The organism is Kitasatospora sp. MBT66 (assembly GCF_000710405.2).
GTDB lineage: Bacteria > Actinomycetota > Actinomycetes > Streptomycetales > Streptomycetaceae > Kitasatospora > Kitasatospora purpeofusca.
The window spans coordinates 134,457-151,073 of record NZ_JAIY01000018.1 but is presented as its reverse complement, the minus strand read 5'-3'; the positions used below and the strand labels follow the sequence as shown (position 1 = coordinate 151,073).

The following is a 16,617-nucleotide window of genomic DNA, read 5'->3' as shown; positions in this document are numbered from 1 at the left end:
TCGCGGCCCCGGGGCCTGCGGGGCCGGGGGTCGCGGCACCGGGCCCGGCGGGCTCCGGGGCCGGCGCCTCCTGGTCGGGTCCGCCGGGGAGCGAGGCCGGCCCGCCCCTGGCCCCGTCGGCCAGTGCCTGGAGGTCCTCCGCCGCCGCGCCCTGGGTGACCCCGACCAGATGACCGTCGGGTCGGATCAGCAGCACGGAGTGCGGGCCGGCGCCCGGGTAGGCCTCGGTGACCAGGACCTCGGCCGGGACCGGCAGCGCGGCGGCGACCTCGGCCAGCCGGGGCATCAGCCCGGCGCCCAGCCAGCGTTCCGCGGACCAGACGGCGGTGCCGGGCGCGACCAGCAGCAGCAGGAAGCCCGCACCGAGCCGGGAGTGCAGCCGGTCGGGGGTGCCGTCGGTGGCCAGCACCGGCAGGTCGGGGACGAGTACCCCGGGGGCGGTGGCGGGCAGCAGTTCGCTGAGCGAGGTGGTGCCGCGGGCGCCGCGCTGGACCGGGACCCGCCCGGGCACGCCGGAGGGCGCGGCCGGATAGGCGGGGGCGCCGCCGAACCGCCCGGTGCCGAGGTGCCCGTCGGCGAGCATCGGCGCGTGCTTGCGGAAGGACCCGGTGAGCAGCGAGCGCCGGGTCTGGGCCCAGCCGCGCAGCGGGCGCAGCAGCGGCATGGCCTGGTCGACGGCGCGCAGCCGGGCGCCGACCGCGCCGCGGCGTTCGGCCTCGTAGCCGTCGAGCAGGGAGCCACCGGGCTGGGGGCCGCCCGAGTGGAGGTGCCAGGCGAGGGCGAGCCGCCAGGCCAGGTTGTCGGCGTCGCGCAGGCCGTCGGTGAGGTTCTGCATGCCGAGCGCGCCGTGCAGATGGGCGGCGTCGCCGGCCAGGAAGCAGCGGCCGACCCGGAACCGGGCGGCCAGCCGCTGCTGGGCGGTGTGGTCGGCGGCGGCGAGCAGGTCGAACTTCGGGAGTTCGCCGCACCAGCCGGTGAGGGTGGAGGAGACCCGGGTGAGCAGGGTGTCGCCGGTGACGATGCCGGGCCAGGTGGCGTGCGGGTCGACCGGTTCGGCGGGGGCGGGCCGGCCCGGGGGGAGCCGCCAGTCGAGCCGCCAGACGCCGTCCGGCAGCGGGCGGGCGGTGGCCTCGCGGTCGCCGCGCCACGGGGGCTCGCGGTGCAGCCGGGGTTCGGTGAACGGCAGGTCGACCCGGACGGTGGCGATCGCGCTGCGGTCGACGGCGGGCCGCCCGGGGAAGCGGATCTTCAGCAGTTTGCGGACGGCCGAACGGGCGCCGTCGCTGCCGACCAGGTGGCTGCCGCGCCACCAGGTCTCGGTGCCGTCCTGCGGGTTGCGGGTGAGCACGTTGACGCCGTCGCGGTCCTGTTCGAGCCGGGTGACCCGGCTCAGCGGAACGAGTTCGACCAGCGGGCTGCCGGTGAGGGCGTCGCGCAGGCCGCGCTGGAGGCGGTGCTGGGGCAGGTGCAGCACGGGGGTGTCGGCCAGGTCGATCCGGAGCACCTCCTGGCGGCGGCGCCAGACGGCGAAGGCGTCCCAGCGGGCGGCGTCGGAGGCGGCCCGGGTGTAGCCGATCCGGGTCAGGAAGGCGGCGGTGTCGGCACCGAGGACGACGCTGCGGGGGCTCTCGGGGCAGAGTCCGGTGCCCTCGTCGAGGACGACGGTCGGGACCTCGTGCCGGGCCAGGGCGAGGGCCAGGGCCAGGCCGACCGGCCCGGCCCCGACCACGATCACCGGGTCCATGCCGGTCCCTCCGGGCCCGGGCGGGCGCCGTGGATCTCGGAGCACGGACCGGCCGTCAGCCTGCCGTCATATGCCGCGTGGATGCTCCCGGATGGTGTCACGAAGAGCAATGCAACAGTTCACCTGCGTGTCCGTCAAGCAGCAGCTGAAGTGCGCCGGTTCGCGCCGCGTCGGCCACGTGCCTCGATCCACCGGGCGAGCGCGGTGAGCAGGAGGCACATCGCGATGTAGATGGGGCCGATCACCAGGACCACGGGGATGTAGGGGAAGCCCGCGGAGTTGAGCGGCTGGGTGGCGATGGCCTTACCCACGAAGAGCAGCTCGTGGTAGGTGATGATGAAGCCCAGCGAGGTGTCCTTGAGGGTGACGACCAGCTGGCCGATCATCGTGGGCAGCATCGAGCGGACCGCCTGCGGGACCAGGATGCCGGTCATCACCTGGGTCTTGCGCATACCGAGCGCGTAGGCCGCCTCGCCCTGGCCGCGCGGCACCGCGTTGACGCCGCTGCGGATGATCTCCGCCTGGACCGAGCCGTTGTAGAGGCTGAGGCCGAGCACCAGGGCCCACATCGGCTCCTTCGCGAAGAACGCGTAGTAGAGCGCGACGATCAGGATCAGCAGCGGCATCGCCCGGAAGAACTGGACCACCGAGACGCAGACCCAGCGCACCGGCTTGTGCTCGGAGAGCTGCCCGGCCGCCAGCAGCGCGCCCAGCACCAGCGAGAACACCGCCGCCAGCCCGAAGGCCTCCAGGGTGGAGACCAGGCCGTCGACGATCCGCTGCTGGATGGCCGTGTACTGGAACACGTCCCAGAGCGCGGCGTCGAACTGGCCGTTGTCGTTGAGCGCGTCGAAGACGTACCAGAGCAGTCCCGCGATGCCGAGCAGCGAGAGCACCCCGAAGATCCGGTTGCGGGCGCGTGCCTTCGGGCCGGGGGCGTCGAAGAGGACGCCGGCGGTCGTCGAGCGGGTGAAGGGCTTGCTCATCGGGCCACCGCCAGTCGGGATTCCACGAAACGGAACAGCAGGGCGACGGTGGCGCTGATCACCAGGTAGGCGCAGGCGACCCAGAAGAAGATCGCGAAGATCGAGTAGCCGCGCTCGGAGAAGGTCTGCTGCGCGCTGTACAGCTCACTGACGCTGAACGCGCCGGCGATCGCCGAGTTCCTCGGCAGCGCGATGAAGACGCTGCTCATCGGGGCCAGCACCGTCCTGGCCGCCTGCGGCAGGACGACCTGGGTCAGCGTCTGGCCGAAGGTCAGGCCGAGGCTGCGGGCCGCCTCGGCCTGACCGATCGGCACCGTGTTGATGCCCGAGCGCAGCACCTCGCAGACGAACGCCGCGGTGTAGCTGCCGAGCGCCAGCACCGCGAACACGAGGTGGCTGAAGTGCACGCCGAGCGGCGGCAGGCCGAAGGTCACGGCGAAGAACAGCACGGTCAGCGGGGTGTTGCGGAAGATCGTCACCCAGCCGGTGCCGAAGGCACGCAGCACGGGGACGGGGGAGACCCGGAAGGCCGCCAGCAGGGTGCCCAGCAGCAGGGCGAGCAGCGCGCTGAGCGCGCTCAGCTCGATCGTCTGCAGGAAGCCGTCGCGGAACAGCGCGAAGTTGCCGTCCTCGAACAGGAAGCCCATCCGGCGGCCCTCCTCTCAGGGGTTCGTCGACTCGGGGGAGATCCGGACGGATCGGTCGGGATCCGTCCGGATCTGTGGAGATCGGGTGGGACGGGTGGATCAGTAGCGGTCGAGCGCCGGCGGCTGCGGGGCGACGGCGCCGGAGAGGCCGAGGGTGGCGTCGTAGGCCTTCTTCCAGTCGCCGTTGTCCTGGTGGGCCTTGATCGCGTCGCTGATCGCGTCGCGCAGCGCCTTGTCGTCCTTGTTCAGGCCGACGCCGTAGTTCTCCTTGGTGAAGGGCTGGCCGACCACCTTGAGCTTGGGCGCGTACTTCGAGGCGTAGCCCTTGAGGATCGCGTCGTCCGTGGTGACCGCGTCCACCTCGCCCGACATCAGCTTCTCGACGCAGGCCGAGTAGGTGTCGAACTGGGTGATCTTCGGCGAGTACTTCTCGATGTTCTTGATCGAGGTGGAGCCGGTGGCGGTGCAGACGTTCTTGCCGTTGAGCGAGTCCGGGCCGGTGATCGTGGTGTTGTCGGCCTTGACCAGCAGGTCCTGGCCGGCGACGTAGTACGGGCCGGCGAAGGAGACGGACTTCTTGCGCTCGTCGTTGATGCTGTAGGTGCCGACGTAGAAGTCGATCTGGCCCTTGGAGATGGCCGGCTCGCGCTGCGAGGAGACCAGGGTCTGCCACTTGATCTGCTGCGGGGTGAAGCCGAGGTCGGCGGCGACCATCTTGGCGATCTCGATGTCGAAGCCGCTGCGGTCGCCGCTGGCGAGGTCCTCCCAGCCGAGGAACGGCTGGTCGGACTTGGCGCCGATGAGCAGCTGGCCGCGCTTCTTGGCCTCGGCCAGCACGGCCGAGTCGACCTTGACGTCGGTCTTCACGGTGTAGGTGGGCAGCGCGGGGGCGGCGCTGCCGCCGGCCGAGGTGTTGCTGGCGCCGGGCGTGCCGTCCTTGCCGCAGGCGGCGGTGGCGGTGAGCGCGATGGCGCAGAGCGCGACGGCGAAGGTGCGACGAGTCCTCATGAGGGCAGTTCTCCTCGGGCTTGGCCACGGGTCGACCGGGCGCTGGCGAAGGGTGCGGTTCGGGTGGGGGCCCGGCGGGCGGGCGGGAGGGCGCGCGGTGGCGCCCCGCCGCCGTCGGCCGGGGGTCCGGACCGGGCGATCAGTGGTGCAGGATCTTGGAGAGGAAGTCCTTGGCGCGCTCGGAGCGCGGCGCGGTGAAGAAGGCCTCGGGGGTGTTCTGCTCGACGATCCGGCCGTCCGCCATGAACAGCACCCGGTTGGCGGCGGAGCGGGCGAAGCCCATCTCGTGGGTGACGACGACCATCGTCATGCCGTCGGCGGCCAGCTGGCGCATGACCTCCAGCACCTCGTTGATCATCTCGGGGTCGAGCGCCGAGGTGGGCTCGTCGAAGAGCATGACCTTGGGGTTCATCGCCAGCGCCCGGGCGATCGCGACCCGCTGCTGCTGGCCGCCGGACAGCTGGGCGGGGTACTTCGACGCCTGGGCGCCGACGCCGACCCGCTCCAGCAGTTCCTGGGCGGTCCGCACGGCCCGGTCCTTGGCGATGCCGCGGACCCTCACCTGGCCGAGGACCACGTTCTCCAGCACGGTCTTGTGGGCGAACAGGTTGAAGCTCTGGAAGACCATGCCGACCTCGGCCCGCAGCCGGGCCAGTTCCCGGCCCTCGGCGGGCAGCGGGCGACCGTCGATGGTGATCGTCCCGGAGTCGACGGTCTCCAGCCGGTTGATCGTCCGGCACAGCGTGGACTTTCCGGAGCCGGAGGGGCCGATCAGTACGACCACCTCGCCCTGCTTGATCTCCAGATCGATGTCCTGGAGGACGTGCAGCGCACCGAAGTGCTTGTTGACGTTGCGCAGGACCACCAGGGGAGCGGCGTCGGCGCGGGAGTCCTGGTCGAGGCTCGTGCTCATCGGGCCTGCTCCCTCGGGTCGGCCCGTGGGTGCGAACTCCCTTGGGCGGCAATGGTGGTAGGAATCCGAGGGCCGCAGCCGGCGGAGCCGCGACCCTCGGTGGGCCGACCATAGGAGCCCTGACGTCGCCACGTCAGCCGATCTGAGTGGAATTTGAGGATCACGATCCGGCCACACGCCCGGCGAACGCTGTTCACAAAGGTCCGATAGGGGCACAGTGACAGCGTCCGGAGGCCGCGGCGGGCGTGATCGCGGAGCCCCGGCGGTGCCCGGCGGCCGTCGGCCGAGCCTGGCGTCCGGGCGTTCGCTGGCCCATACTGCGCAGAACCGGGACCTGCCCGGCAGGGGCCGTGACGATCGCACGGCGACCGAGGGACACCCCCCCGGGAATCCGTCCGGGAGAGGAGGAGAACCATGCGACTGCTGCTCGTCGAGGACGACGAACGCGTGGCCGCCGCGCTGGTCGCGGTCCTGGGCCGGCACGGCTTCCAGGTCCGGCACGCCCGCAGCGGCCACGAGGCCCTGGACGCCCTGGTGCCGGACGGCAACGAGCCGTACCGGGTGGTCCTGCTCGACCTCGGGCTGCCCGACCGCGACGGCTTCGAGGTCTGCAGCCGGATCCGGGCCGGCAGCGGCGTACCGGTGATCATGGTGACCGCGCGGGCCGACATACGCTCCCGGATCCACGGCCTCAACCTCGGCGCCGACGACTACGTCACCAAGCCCTACGACATGGGCGAGCTGCTCGCCCGGATCCACGCCGTCGCCCGCCGCGGCGCCGCGCCCGCCGCCGTCGCCGCACCCGCCCCGGACACCGTCCCGCAGCAGCGCGGCCCGCTGGAGTCCCGCGGCATCGTGATCGACCGCGAGCGCCGCCGGGTCAGCGTCGACGGCCGGGACGTGCCGCTCACCCGCAAGGAGTTCGACCTGCTGGCGCTGCTCGCCCAGAGCCCCGGCGTGGTCTACCGCCGCGAGCAGATCTTCAGCGAGGTCTGGCGCAGCGGCTGGGAGGGCAACGGCCGCACCCTGGAGGTGCACATCGGCTCGCTGCGCACCAAGCTCGCCCTGCCCGGCCTGGTCGAGGCCGTCCGGGGCGTGGGCTACCGGCTGATCCCGGAATGCCCGGCGCCCGCCGCCGACAGCACGCCCCCGGCCCGCGCGGAGCACTGACCGCACGTGCGCACCCGCCTCCTCGGCATCCTGATCGCGCTGATGCTCTGTGTGCTCGCCGCGCTCGGAATGCCGCTCGCCGCGGCGTTCGCCGCCGCCGAGCAGAGCCGGGTGGTGGTCGACCGCCTGGACGACGCCGCCCGCTTCGCCCAGGACCTGCCGACCTCCGGCTCCGGCCTCGAGTCGGCGCTCAAGGGCGACCCCCAGCCCGCCCCCGGCGACCTCAGCCGCCGCCACGCGCTGGACGCCGAGGTGGTGCGCTACCACGAGCTGTACGGGGTGCGGATCGGCATCTTCCAGCGCGACGGCGTACCGATCGCGGTGGCCCCGGCCGACTGGCGGGTGCCCGCCAGCGGCTGGGCCGACCAGGCCTTCCAGGAGGCGCTGGACGGCCGGCGCAGCCACAACCCGCCGCAGGTCTGGCCGTGGACCCCGGACCGGACGCTCACCGTCGCCACCCCGGTGGTCCGCGACGGCGACGTGGTCGCGGTGGTGCTCAGCGACTCCCCGACCGGCGCGCTGCGCACCCGGGTACTGCGCCAGTGGCTGGTGATCGGGGCCGGCGAGGCCGTCGCGATGATCGTCGCGGTGCTGCTCGCGGCCCGGCTGACCGAGTGGGTGCTGCGCCCGGTCCGCACCCTGGACCGGGCCACCCACGACATCGCCACCGGCCGCATGAACGCCCGGGTGGCGCCCGGCGGCGGCCCGCCCGAGCTGCAGCGGCTGGCCCGCTCGTTCAACGAGATGGCCGACCACGTGGTGCTCGCCCTGGACCAGCAGAAGGCCTTCGTCGCCGACGCCTCGCACCAGCTGCGCAACCCGCTGGCGGCGCTGCTGCTGCGGGTCGAGGTGCTGGGCCTGGAACTGCCCGAGGGCCACGACGAGGAGCTCGGCGGGGTCCGTGAGGAGGGCGTGCGGCTGGCCCGGGTGCTGGACGACCTGCTCGGGCTGGCCACCGCCGAGCACGCCCGCCCCGAGCCGGAGCCCACCGACCTGGTCGTGCTCACCCTGGCCCGGGTCGACGCCTGGCGTCCGCTGGCCGGGCAGCGCGGGATCGAGCTGGTCTGGGAGGGCCCGGCGCTGGCGCTGGGGCTGGCCGACCCGATCGGCTTCGGCAGCGCGCTGGACGCCGTGGTCGACAACGCGCTGAAGTTCGGCCCCACCGGCAGCCGGGTGCGGGTGCTGGTCGCGGTGCGCCGCGAGGAGGTCGCGGTGACCGTCTCGGACCAGGGACCGGGCCTCACCGAGGAGGAGCTGGCCCGGGCCGGCGACCGCTTCTGGCGCAGCACCCGGCACCAGAACGTGGACGGCTCGGGCCTCGGCCTGTCGATCGCCACCACCCTGCTCCAGGCCGCCGGCGGCTCCCTCACCTTCGGCACCGCCGTCCCGCACGGTCTCGCCGTCACCCTCGCGGTGCCCCGTGCCGCCGACAAGCGCCGCTGAGGGGCGGGGGACCGAGGGTCAGGGCTTGACCGAGCGGTAGTAGCGGGCGGCGCCCTCGTGGAGCGGGAGCGGATCGGTGTAGACGGCGGTGCGGAGGTCGACCAGCTGGGCGGCGTGGACCTGGGCGCCGATCTGGTCGCGGCTGTCGATCACGGCGCGGGTGATGCCCTGGACCAGGTCGTCGTCCACGTCGGCGCGGGTGATCAGCAGGTTGGGCACGGCGACGGTGGCGACCGCGTCCTGCGGCTCGGCGTTGGGGTAGGTGCCCTTGGGCATGGTGGCCGCCCGGTAGGCGTCGGTGCCGCCGCCCTCGACCATGTGCACCGACTCGGCGAGGTCGCCCAGCGGCACGATCCGGATCCGGACGTGCTCGGACAGGTCGGTGAGCGCGCTGGTCGGCAGGCCGCCGGACCAGAAGAAGGCGTCCAGTTCGCCGCGCCGCAGCCCGTCGGCGGCGTCGCCGATGCCCAGCGGCTTCGGGGTGATGTCGTGGTCCGGGTCCAGTCCGGCCGCGGCCAGCAGCCGCCGGGTCACCAGGTTGACGCCCGAGAGCGGCTGGCCGACGCCGACCCGCAGACCCTTGAGGTCGGAGGCCCGGTGCACCGGGGAGCCGGCCGGCACGATCAGCTGCAGGTAGTCGTCGTAGAGCCGGGCGATGGCGCGCAGCTTCTCCCGGCCGGGGCCGGTGTACTGGGCCACGGCGTCCGCGGTGGCTATCGCGAAGTCGTCCCGGCCGGAGGTGACCCGGCGGAGGTTGTCGATCGACCCCTCGGAGTTGTCGAGCTCCAGGCGGACCCCGGGCATCGCCCTGGCCAGATGGGCGTCCAGCAGCTGCCCGTACCGGTCGTACACCCCGCGCTGGACGCCGGTGGCCAGACGGGTCTCGCCGCGCGGGTAGCCGGGGGAGCGGCTCTCCGACAGCCACCAGCCGCCCAGGCCGGCCAGCACCAGGACGAGCGCCGCCACGATCCGCCACAGCGGTCGGCGGGCCGCGGTGCGGAACCGGGAGGTGCTGCTGGAGGCCATGCAAGGGATAGTGCCAGGCGCCCGCGGCGAACGGGAGGGGGGCAGGACGGCGGAAGGTCCGGGGGAGCTGCCCGTACCCTGGTCGGGTGAGCGGTGACAGCGGATCGAAGAGCTACAAGGTCGTCACGTACGGCTGCCAGATGAACGTCCACGACTCGGAGCGGCTCTCCGGGTTGCTGGAGGACGCCGGGTACGTCAAGGCGGGCCAGGAGGGTGATCCCGACCTGGTGGTCTTCAACACCTGCGCGGTGCGGGAGAACGCGGACAACAAGCTGTACGGCAACCTCGGACAGCTGGCGCCGGTCAAGACCCGTCACAAGGGCATGCAGATCGCCGTCGGCGGCTGCCTGGCCCAGAAGGACCGCGACACCATCGTCGCCAAGGCCCCCTGGGTCGACGTGGTGTTCGGCACGCACAACATCGGCCACCTGCCGGCCCTGCTGGAGCGGGCCGCGGTCGAGCGCAAGGCCCAGGTCGAGATCCTGGAGTCCCTGGAGACCTTCCCCTCGACCCTGCCCACCCGCCGGGAGTCCGCGTACGCCGCCTGGGTCGCGATCTCGGTCGGCTGCAACAACACCTGCACCTTCTGCATCGTCCCCGCGCTGCGCGGCAAGGAGGAGGACCGCCGGCCCGGCGACGTGCTCGCCGAGATCGAGGCGCTGGTCGGCGAGGGCGTCATCGAGGTGACCCTGCTCGGCCAGAACGTCAACGCCTACGGCTCCGACCTGGGCGACCGCGAGGCGTTCTCCAAGCTGCTGCGCGCCGCCGGGCAGATCGAGGGCCTGGAGCGGATCCGCTTCACCTCGCCGCACCCGCGCGACTTCACGGACGACGTGATCGCCGCGATGGCCGAGACCCCGAACGTGATGCACCAGCTGCACATGCCGCTGCAGTCCGGTTCGGACCGGGTCCTCAAGGCGATGCGCCGCTCCTACCGGCAGGACCGCTTCCTGGGCATCATCCGCAAGGTGCGCGAGGCGATGCCGGACGCGGCCATCTCGACCGACATCATCGTGGGCTTCCCCGGCGAGACCGAGGAGGACTTCGAGGAGACCATGAAGGTCGTCCGCGAGGCCCGCTTCACCAACGCCTTCACCTTCCAGTACTCCAAGCGCCCGGGCACCCCGGCCGCCGAGATGGACGAGCAGGTCCCGAAGGCGGTCGTCCAGGCACGCTACGACCGGCTGATCGCGCTCCAGGAGGAGATCTCCTGGGACGAGAACAAGAAGCAGGTCGGCCGCGTCCTGGAGATCCTGGTCGCCGAGGGCGAGGGCAAGAAGGACGACCGGACCGACCGGCTCTCCGGCCGCGCCCCCGACAACCGGCTGGTGCACTTCACCCGGCCCGCCGAGCCGGTCCGCCCGGGCGACACGGTCACCGTGGAGATCACCTACGCCGCCCCGCACCACCTGCTGGCCGAGGGGCCGACGCTCGCGGTGCGGCGCACCCGGGCCGGCGACGCCTGGGAGAAGCGCAAGGGCGTGGCCGCGGCCAAGCCGGCCGGCGTGATGCTGGGGCTGCCGTCGATCGGCGCCCCGAAGGCGCTGCCGCTCGCCGCCCCGGCCGGGGGCGCCTGCTGCGGGGACTGACCCGCCACCGGCCCGACCGGAGGACGGTCGGGCCCTCGCCCGGCTTCGGAGCGTCCGGTCCTCGGACCATCCGGCCCTCGGACGATCCAGTCTTCGAACGGCCGGGGGGACCGCACGGTCCCCCGGGCCGTCGGGCGTTCTCGGCAAGGATCGGGAGACAGGCCATAGAGTGATCCACATGCTGGTTGCCGCCGCCGTGTGTCCCTGTCCGCCGCTGCTGGTCCCCGAGGTCGCCGTCGGGGCCTCGTCCGAGCTGGAGCCGCTGCGCGCGGCCTGCGACGAGGCGCTCGGGGCGGTGCTCGCCGCCGGTCCCGACCTGCTCGTGGTCGTCGGCACCGGGCCGGAGGCCGAGGTCTGGACCGAGGGCGGGGCCGGGTCCTTCCACCGGTACGGCGTGCCGCTGGTGGCCGCGCTGCCGGGCGGCCGGGCCGAGGGGCCCGAGCTGTCGCCCGCGCTGACCGTCGGCGCCTGGCTGCTCGGCCGGGCCGGGGCGACCCTGCCGACGCACGCCTGCGCGGTGCCCGCAGAAGCGCCCGCCGTCCGGATGCTCGGGCTGGGCCAGGGCCTGGCCGGGCTGGCCGACCGGGTCGGGCTGCTGGTGATGGGCGACGGCAGCGCCTGCCGCTCGCTGAAGGCGCCCGGCTACCTGGACGAGCGGGCGGAGGGCTACGACGCGGAGCTCGCCCGGGCGCTGGGGACGGCCGACACGGCCGCGCTGGCGGCGCTGGACCCGGGCCTGGCGGCCGAGCTCAAGGCCGAGGGCCGGGCGCCCTGGCAGGTGCTGGCCGGCGCCGCCGAGGGCGCCGGCCTCACCGCGCGGCTGGGCTACCAGGACGCGCCGTACGGGGTCGGGTACCTGGTCGCCTCCTGGAGCTGAGCCCCGGGCCCGGCCCCGGGCGGGCGGTCAGCCGGTGGGGCCGGGCGTCCCGCCGTTCGGGCTGCCGTTCGGGCCGGCGGCCGGGCTGCCGTTCGGGCTGCCCGGGGCGGTGCCGGGCACCCCGGTGCCCCCGGTGTTCGCGGTGCCGTCGGTGTTCGCGGTGCCGTCGGTGCCCTCGGGCTTGTGGGCGAAGTCGTCCACGGCGGTCCTGGCCTTGCTGGTGCCGTGCTCGATCTTCTCGCTGTACTTGCCCTTGGTGGCCTTGTCGATCGCGCCGCCCGCCTTGTCCACCGCGCTCCCGATCTGGTCGCTGTGCTTCCCGGCGAACTCGCTGGCCTTCTCCTTGAGCTCCTCGGCCTTGCCCTTGAGGTTGTCCATCAGACCCATGGCGCCTCACCCTTCTGTCGCTGTCTCTCTCACAACGTCTGTCACGCCCGAACCGTTCGCAACGGGACGAGGTGGCCGAAAACGGGCGTGAACGGGGGGCCGGCCGGTCGGCCGCCGTTCTTTGGCAGACTTGTCCGGTGAGCAGCTCCACTACAGTCCGGCCCAGCCGCCCCCGTGTCGTCTCGGTCGTCGGCGCCACCGCCGCCGGCAAGTCCGACCTGGCCGTGGCCCTGGCCCGCGCCCTCGACGGCGAAGTGATCAACACCGACTCCATGCAGCTCTACCGGGGCATGGACATCGGCACCGCCAAGCTCACCGCGGCGGAGCGGGGTGGGGTCCCGCACCATCTGATGGACATCTGGGACGTCACCGAGGCCGCCAGCGTCGCCGAGTACCAGCGGCTGGCCCGGGTCGAGATCGACCGGCTGCTCGCGGCCGGCCGCACCCCCGTGCTGGTGGGCGGCTCCGGCCTGTACGTGCGGGCGGCGATCGACGAGATGGAGTTCCCGGGCACCGACCCGGAGGTCCGGGCCCGGCTGGAGGCGGAGCTGGAGGAGCTCGGCCCGTACGCGCTGCACGGCCGGCTGGCCGCGCTGGACCCGGCGGCGGCCGAGGCGATCCTGACCGGCAACGGCCGGCGGATCGTCCGGGCGCTGGAGGTCATCGAGATCACCGGGCAGCCGTTCACCGCGAACCTGCCGAGCAACACCGCCGTGTACGACGCGGTGCAGATCGGCGTCGCGGTGCCGCGTCCCGAACTGGACGAGCGGATCACCCTGCGGGTGGACCGGATGTGGCGGGACGGGCTGCTGGACGAGGTGCGGGCCCTGGAGGAGATCGGGCTGCGCGAGGGGCGGACGGCCTCCCGGGCGCTCGGTTACCAGCAGGTGCTGGACCACTTCGCCGGGACCTGCACCGAGGACGAGGCGCGGGCCGAGACCGTCCGGGCGACCAAGCGGTTCGCCCGCCGGCAGGAGTCCTGGTTCCGCCGGGACGACCGGATCCACTGGCTCTCCCGGCCGGCCGGCACCGACCCGGCCGAGCTGCTCGATCGCTCGCTGGAGCTGATCGATCGTCAGGAAACGGCCGCCCGATAGGCGGTTTCCGGCCATCCGGCGGTGCAGTTGCGCGGGCAGAGGGCCGTGCAGAACAGTCCGGCGGTCACGACCGGATCACGTCATGGCCACGGATCACCCGACGACCCCGGTCAGGCCCGGAACGCCACCCTGGACATGCCATCATCGAGGTCACAAGGGTCGGCCCGGGCGGGCCGATCGGCCAGACCGCGAGTCGCACTCGTGTCGAACTGTCAGGGGAGGCCGCGTGTCCACGGGTACCGGCCCCGAAACCGGCCAGAGCGCCGGACGTTCCGTGAGCGGCGGAACCGTCGGCGGCAGTGCCACGGCGCAGACCGCCGACCTCGACTCCTCGACGCTGCCGGACCTGCCGGTGCTGGCCGGACTGGACATGCCCACCTCGTACGCCCTCGCGCTGCCCGCACTCGACACCAGCGCCCCCGCCGGTGCGGTGCACGAGCGGGAGATCCGGCCGCGCCGCCGGCTCCGCTGGTGGCAGACCCTGCCGATAGCCCTGCTGGCCACCGCCGGTTCGCTGATGTTCGCCTTCCCGCTGGCCTTCGGCTCGGCCGGGGCCGGCTCGGCGATGATCGGGATGCTCGGTCTGCTGCTGACCGCCGCCTCGCTCGGCTGGGGCGCGATGGCCGCCCGGCACGCCGGTTACAAGTGGCCGGGCCTGCCGCGCCGCGGCACCGGCGAGCGGGCCGGGTGGCGGGCGATCGTGATCTACACCCTGATCGTGCTGGCGGCCTGCGCGCTGGCCCTGTGGCGGGTCGTCCGGCTCTCCGGCCGGTAGGGCGGGTCACTGGCGGCACGCGGTCCGCGCCGGTCCGCGGGGTGGAACCGGAGGGCAGGGGTCCGGGGCGCCTCGGTACCATCGGGAGGGTGACCGCAACCTCCGCGCAGCCCGTCGGCCTCCCCTTCCTCAAGGGGCACGGCACCCAGAACGACTTCGTCATCGTCCCCGACCCGGACGGCCGGCTGACCATCGGTCCCGAGGCCGTCGCCGCGCTGTGCGACCGCCGCGCCGGCATCGGCGGGGACGGGCTGCTGCGCGTGGTGCGCTCCGCCGCCGACCCGGCCGCCGCCGACCAGGCCGACCGCGCCGAGTGGTTCATGGACTACCGCAACGCGGACGGTTCGATCGGCGAGATGTGCGGCAACGGCGTCCGGGTCTTCGCCCGCTACCTGATCGAGGCCGGACTGGCCGAGCCGGGCGAGCTGCCAGTGGCCACCCGGGCCGGACTGCGGACCGTGCGGGTCGCCGCGGACGCCGCGGACGGCACGCCCGGGGAGATCACCGTGGACATGGGCCGCGCCGCGCTGCCCGGACCGGACGGCATCGCGGTGGCGGTCGGCGGGCGCAGCTGGCCGGCCCTGAACGTCAACATGGGCAATCCGCACGCGGTCGCGTTCGTCGAGAGCCTGGACCACGCCGGGGAGCTGCGGACGGCGCCGGCGACCAGTCCCGAGGGCGCCTACCCGGAGGGCGTCAACGTCGAGTTCGTGGTGGACCGGGGGCCCCGGCACGTCGCGATGCGGGTGCACGAGCGCGGCTCCGGCGAGACCCTCTCCTGCGGTACCGGCGCCTGCGCCGTCGCGGTGGCCGCCGCCCGGCGGGACGGCCTTGACCCGGCGGTCACCGGTGAGGCCGTGACCTACGCGGTCGACGTGCTGGGCGGCCGGCTGACGATCACCGAGCACCCGGACGGCCGGGTGGAGAAGACCGGACCGGCGGTCATCGTCGCCCGCGGCGAGCTGGACCCGTCCTGGACGGCGCTGCTCGGCGGCGTCTGACCGTCCCTCACGAGCGGTCCGGGGAGCGTTCTCCGGGCCGCTCGGCCGTCGAGGATCGCGTTTGCCCAATTCGTATCGGATCGAATCCCCCCGTTCGAGTGACAGGGATGACGGACGGGAAGCGGGGCATCGCGGAACGTGCTCTGCTCGGTAGCATGGACCACCGGGTCGGCCCACGCCCCCGGTACCGCTGCCGGAGGTGCCGATGACCATCGAAGCCGGGCAGCCCCTGGCGGGGCAGCCGACGTCCGCACGGCAAGCCGGGCCCAGACGGCCGCTCGGCGGACTGGGCCGGGCCGCGCTCGGACGCGCCGGGCGCGCCGCGCTGCTGGCCACCGGGCGCCCGCCCGTGCCCGACGCCCTCGAACCGCTGGTCCAGGCGCACCGGCGGCACCATCCGCAGGCCGACCTCGGCCTCCTCGGCCGTGCCTACCGGCTGGCGGAGGAGAGCCACCGGGGCCAGAAGCGGAAGAGCGGCGAGCCGTACATCACCCATCCGCTGGCCGTCACCATGATCCTGGCCCAACTCGGCGCCGGCACCACCACCTTGGTCGCCTCGCTGCTCCACGACACCGTGGAGGACACCGAGTTGACGCTGGACCAGGTGGCCGAGGGCTTCGGGCCCGAAGTCGCCTACCTGGTCGACGGGGTGACCAAGCTGGAGAAGGTCGACTTCGGGGCGGCGGCGGAGGCGGAGACCTTCCGCAAGATGCTGGTCGCCACCGGGGACGACGTCCGGGTGATGGTGATCAAGCTCGCCGACCGGCTGCACAACATGCGGACCATCCGGCACATGAAGCCGGCCAGCCAGGTGCGGATCGCCAAGGTCACCCGGGACGTGCTGATCCCGCTGGCCGAGCGGCTCGGCATCCAGGTGCTGAAGGCGGAGCTGGAGGACATCGTCTTCGCCACCCTGCACCCGGAGGAGCACGCCCGCACCCGTGCCCTGCTGGCCCGGCACGAGGACGGCCCCGACACCCTGCTGGCGCCGTTCGCCGGCGCGCTGGGCCGCCAGCTCGCCGAGGCCGGGGTCGCCGCCGAGGTGACCGTCCGGCCCCGGCACTGCGTCTCGCTGCACCGGGTGCTGCTCAAGCGGGACGCCGCCCCGGGCCGGGACGGCCGGCCGCAGGAGCCGCAGCCGGCCGACTTCGGGCGGCTGCTGGTGGTGGTCGAGGAGAACGCCGACTGCTACGCCGTGCTCGGCGAGCTGCACACCTGCTGGACGCCGCTGCCGGGCGAGTTCAAGGACTTCGTGGCCGCGCCCAAGTTCAACCTCTACCAGTCGCTGCACACCGCGGTGGCGCTGGCGGGCGGCGAGGTGGTCGAGGTGCTGGTGCGCACCCGGCGGATGCACGAGATCGCCGAGACCGGGGTGGTGGCGCTCGGCGACCCCCGGCAGCCCGCGCGCGGCGGCGAGCAGGCCCCGGACGAGCTGGACCGCACCGACCCGGCCCGGCCGGGCTGGCTCTCCCGGTTGCTGGAGTGGCAGCAGGAGACCCCGGACCCGGACGCCTTCTGGTCCGCCCTCACCGCCGACCTCGCCGGTGACCGCGAGATCACCGCGGTCACCGAGCTCGGTGAAACGCTTCAGCTCCGGGCCGGGGCGACCTGCGTGGACGCCGCTTACCTGCTGGGCGAGGAGACCGGGCACCGATGTATCGGGGCGCGGGTGAACGGGCGGCTGGTGGCGCTCTCCACCGTGCTGCAGGACGGCGACCGGGTGGCCATCCTCACCGACGGCTCGGACGCGTCGGACGGCCCCCACGGGCCGGACGGCTCGGACGGACCCGACGGCTCCGACGGCGTCGACGGGCCCGGGGGTGCCGGGCGCTCCGCCGCGCCGGCCGGCCGGCGCCGCTCCGAGCCCTCCGGCCCCGCCCCCGAGTGGCTCGCGCACGCCCGCACCCCGGCCGCCAGGATCGCCATCGAACGCTGGCTGGCCGACCACCCGGAG

Annotated in this window: 15 protein-coding genes; 8 read left to right on the top strand and 7 right to left on the bottom strand. The window is 73.8% G+C overall.

Annotated features, from left to right (window positions below):
* The 5 genes from BI06_RS40610 to BI06_RS40590 all read right to left on the bottom strand — a co-directional run.
* Positions 1-1,744 (bottom strand): FAD-dependent monooxygenase (locus BI06_RS40610; protein ID WP_063795135.1); only part of this gene is annotated, 1,744 nt, incomplete at its 3' end.
* A gap of 134 nt (positions 1,745-1,878) precedes the next feature.
* On the bottom strand, positions 1,879-2,730 hold the full coding sequence (locus tag BI06_RS40605) for an amino acid ABC transporter permease (protein WP_030396670.1): 852 nt from the start codon (positions 2,728-2,730) through the stop codon (positions 1,879-1,881).
* Positions 2,727-3,377, bottom strand: a complete 651-nt coding sequence (locus tag BI06_RS40600) for an amino acid ABC transporter permease (protein WP_043476968.1) — start codon at positions 3,375-3,377, stop codon at positions 2,727-2,729. Before BI06_RS40600 ends, BI06_RS40605 begins: the two co-directional genes overlap by 4 nt.
* A 99-nt stretch (positions 3,378-3,476) precedes the next feature.
* Positions 3,477-4,385 carry a glutamate ABC transporter substrate-binding protein gene (locus BI06_RS40595; RefSeq protein WP_030396668.1) on the bottom strand — a complete coding sequence of 303 codons (909 nt, stop codon included), beginning with the start codon at positions 4,383-4,385 and terminating at the stop codon, positions 3,477-3,479.
* 139 nt (positions 4,386-4,524) lie between these two features.
* On the bottom strand, positions 4,525-5,298 hold the full coding sequence (locus BI06_RS40590) for an amino acid ABC transporter ATP-binding protein (protein WP_043476965.1): 774 nt from the start codon (positions 5,296-5,298) through the stop codon (positions 4,525-4,527).
* A gap of 414 nt (positions 5,299-5,712) precedes the next feature.
* Between BI06_RS40590 and BI06_RS40585 the strand changes: the two genes are divergently transcribed.
* Both BI06_RS40585 and BI06_RS40580 read left to right on the top strand, forming a co-directional pair.
* Positions 5,713-6,468 carry a response regulator transcription factor gene (locus tag BI06_RS40585; protein WP_030396666.1) on the top strand — a complete coding sequence of 252 codons (756 nt, stop codon included), beginning with the start codon at positions 5,713-5,715 and terminating at the stop codon, positions 6,466-6,468.
* Between the two features lie 6 nt (positions 6,469-6,474).
* On the top strand, positions 6,475-7,911 hold the full coding sequence (locus BI06_RS40580; RefSeq protein WP_030396665.1) for a HAMP domain-containing sensor histidine kinase: 1,437 nt from the start codon (positions 6,475-6,477) through the stop codon (positions 7,909-7,911).
* An 18-nt stretch (positions 7,912-7,929) separates the two neighbouring features.
* Here the strand turns inward: BI06_RS40580 and BI06_RS40575 are convergent, their stop codons facing one another.
* A complete protein-coding gene (locus BI06_RS40575; protein WP_063795134.1) occupies positions 7,930-8,937 on the bottom strand; it encodes a TAXI family TRAP transporter solute-binding subunit in 1,008 nt (335 codons plus the stop codon).
* Between the two features lie 86 nt (positions 8,938-9,023).
* Here BI06_RS40575 and miaB point away from each other — a divergent pair, with 86 nt between their 5' ends.
* Both miaB and BI06_RS40565 read left to right on the top strand, forming a co-directional pair.
* Complete coding sequence (gene miaB, locus BI06_RS40570) at positions 9,024-10,526, top strand: tRNA (N6-isopentenyl adenosine(37)-C2)-methylthiotransferase MiaB (RefSeq protein WP_030396663.1); 1,503 nt, start codon at positions 9,024-9,026, stop codon at positions 10,524-10,526.
* A 178-nt stretch (positions 10,527-10,704) separates the two neighbouring features.
* On the top strand, positions 10,705-11,403 hold the full coding sequence (locus tag BI06_RS40565; protein ID WP_043477066.1) for a class III extradiol dioxygenase subunit B-like domain-containing protein: 699 nt from the start codon (positions 10,705-10,707) through the stop codon (positions 11,401-11,403).
* Positions 11,404-11,430: 27 nt separating this feature from the next.
* Here the strand turns inward: BI06_RS40565 and BI06_RS40560 are convergent, their stop codons facing one another.
* Complete coding sequence (locus tag BI06_RS40560; RefSeq protein WP_030396661.1) at positions 11,431-11,790, bottom strand: antitoxin; 360 nt, start codon at positions 11,788-11,790, stop codon at positions 11,431-11,433.
* Positions 11,791-11,927: 137 nt separating this feature from the next.
* On the opposite strand from BI06_RS40560, the gene miaA reads away from it, so the two are divergent.
* From miaA to BI06_RS40540, 4 genes are all read left to right on the top strand, one after another.
* Positions 11,928-12,887 carry a tRNA (adenosine(37)-N6)-dimethylallyltransferase MiaA gene (miaA, locus tag BI06_RS40555; RefSeq protein ID WP_043476961.1) on the top strand — a complete coding sequence of 320 codons (960 nt, stop codon included), beginning with the start codon at positions 11,928-11,930 and terminating at the stop codon, positions 12,885-12,887.
* Between the two features lie 274 nt (positions 12,888-13,161).
* Positions 13,162-13,662 carry a hypothetical protein gene (locus BI06_RS40550; protein ID WP_199523442.1) on the top strand — a complete coding sequence of 167 codons (501 nt, stop codon included), beginning with the start codon at positions 13,162-13,164 and terminating at the stop codon, positions 13,660-13,662.
* Between the two features lie 89 nt (positions 13,663-13,751).
* Positions 13,752-14,663 (top strand): diaminopimelate epimerase, encoded by a 912-nt coding sequence (gene dapF, locus BI06_RS40545; RefSeq protein ID WP_030396658.1) that lies wholly within the window; start codon positions 13,752-13,754, stop codon positions 14,661-14,663.
* A gap of 205 nt (positions 14,664-14,868) precedes the next feature.
* Positions 14,869-16,617: bifunctional (p)ppGpp synthetase/guanosine-3',5'-bis(diphosphate) 3'-pyrophosphohydrolase (locus tag BI06_RS40540; RefSeq protein ID WP_063795133.1), on the top strand; the 1,749-nt coding region annotated here is incomplete at its 3' end.

Bases quoted from the DNA above. Each gene is read 5' to 3' on its own strand.
- BI06_RS40600 (WP_043476968.1), bottom strand. From the start codon at position 3,377: ATGGGCTTCCTGTTCGAGGACGGCAACTTCGCGCTGTTCCGCGACGGC.
- BI06_RS40560 (WP_030396661.1), bottom strand. From the start codon at position 11,790: ATGGGTCTGATGGACAACCTCAAGGGCAAGGCCGAGGAGCTCAAGGAG.
- BI06_RS40605 (WP_030396670.1), bottom strand. From the start codon at position 2,730: ATGAGCAAGCCCTTCACCCGCTCGACGACCGCCGGCGTCCTCTTCGAC.
- BI06_RS40575 (WP_063795134.1), bottom strand. From the start codon at position 8,937: ATGGCCTCCAGCAGCACCTCCCGGTTCCGCACCGCGGCCCGCCGACCG.
- BI06_RS40565 (WP_043477066.1), top strand. From the start codon at position 10,705: ATGCTGGTTGCCGCCGCCGTGTGTCCCTGTCCGCCGCTGCTGGTCCCC.
- BI06_RS40595 (WP_030396668.1), bottom strand. From the start codon at position 4,385: ATGAGGACTCGTCGCACCTTCGCCGTCGCGCTCTGCGCCATCGCGCTC.
- BI06_RS40590 (WP_043476965.1), bottom strand. From the start codon at position 5,298: ATGAGCACGAGCCTCGACCAGGACTCCCGCGCCGACGCCGCTCCCCTG.
- BI06_RS40585 (WP_030396666.1), top strand. From the start codon at position 5,713: ATGCGACTGCTGCTCGTCGAGGACGACGAACGCGTGGCCGCCGCGCTG.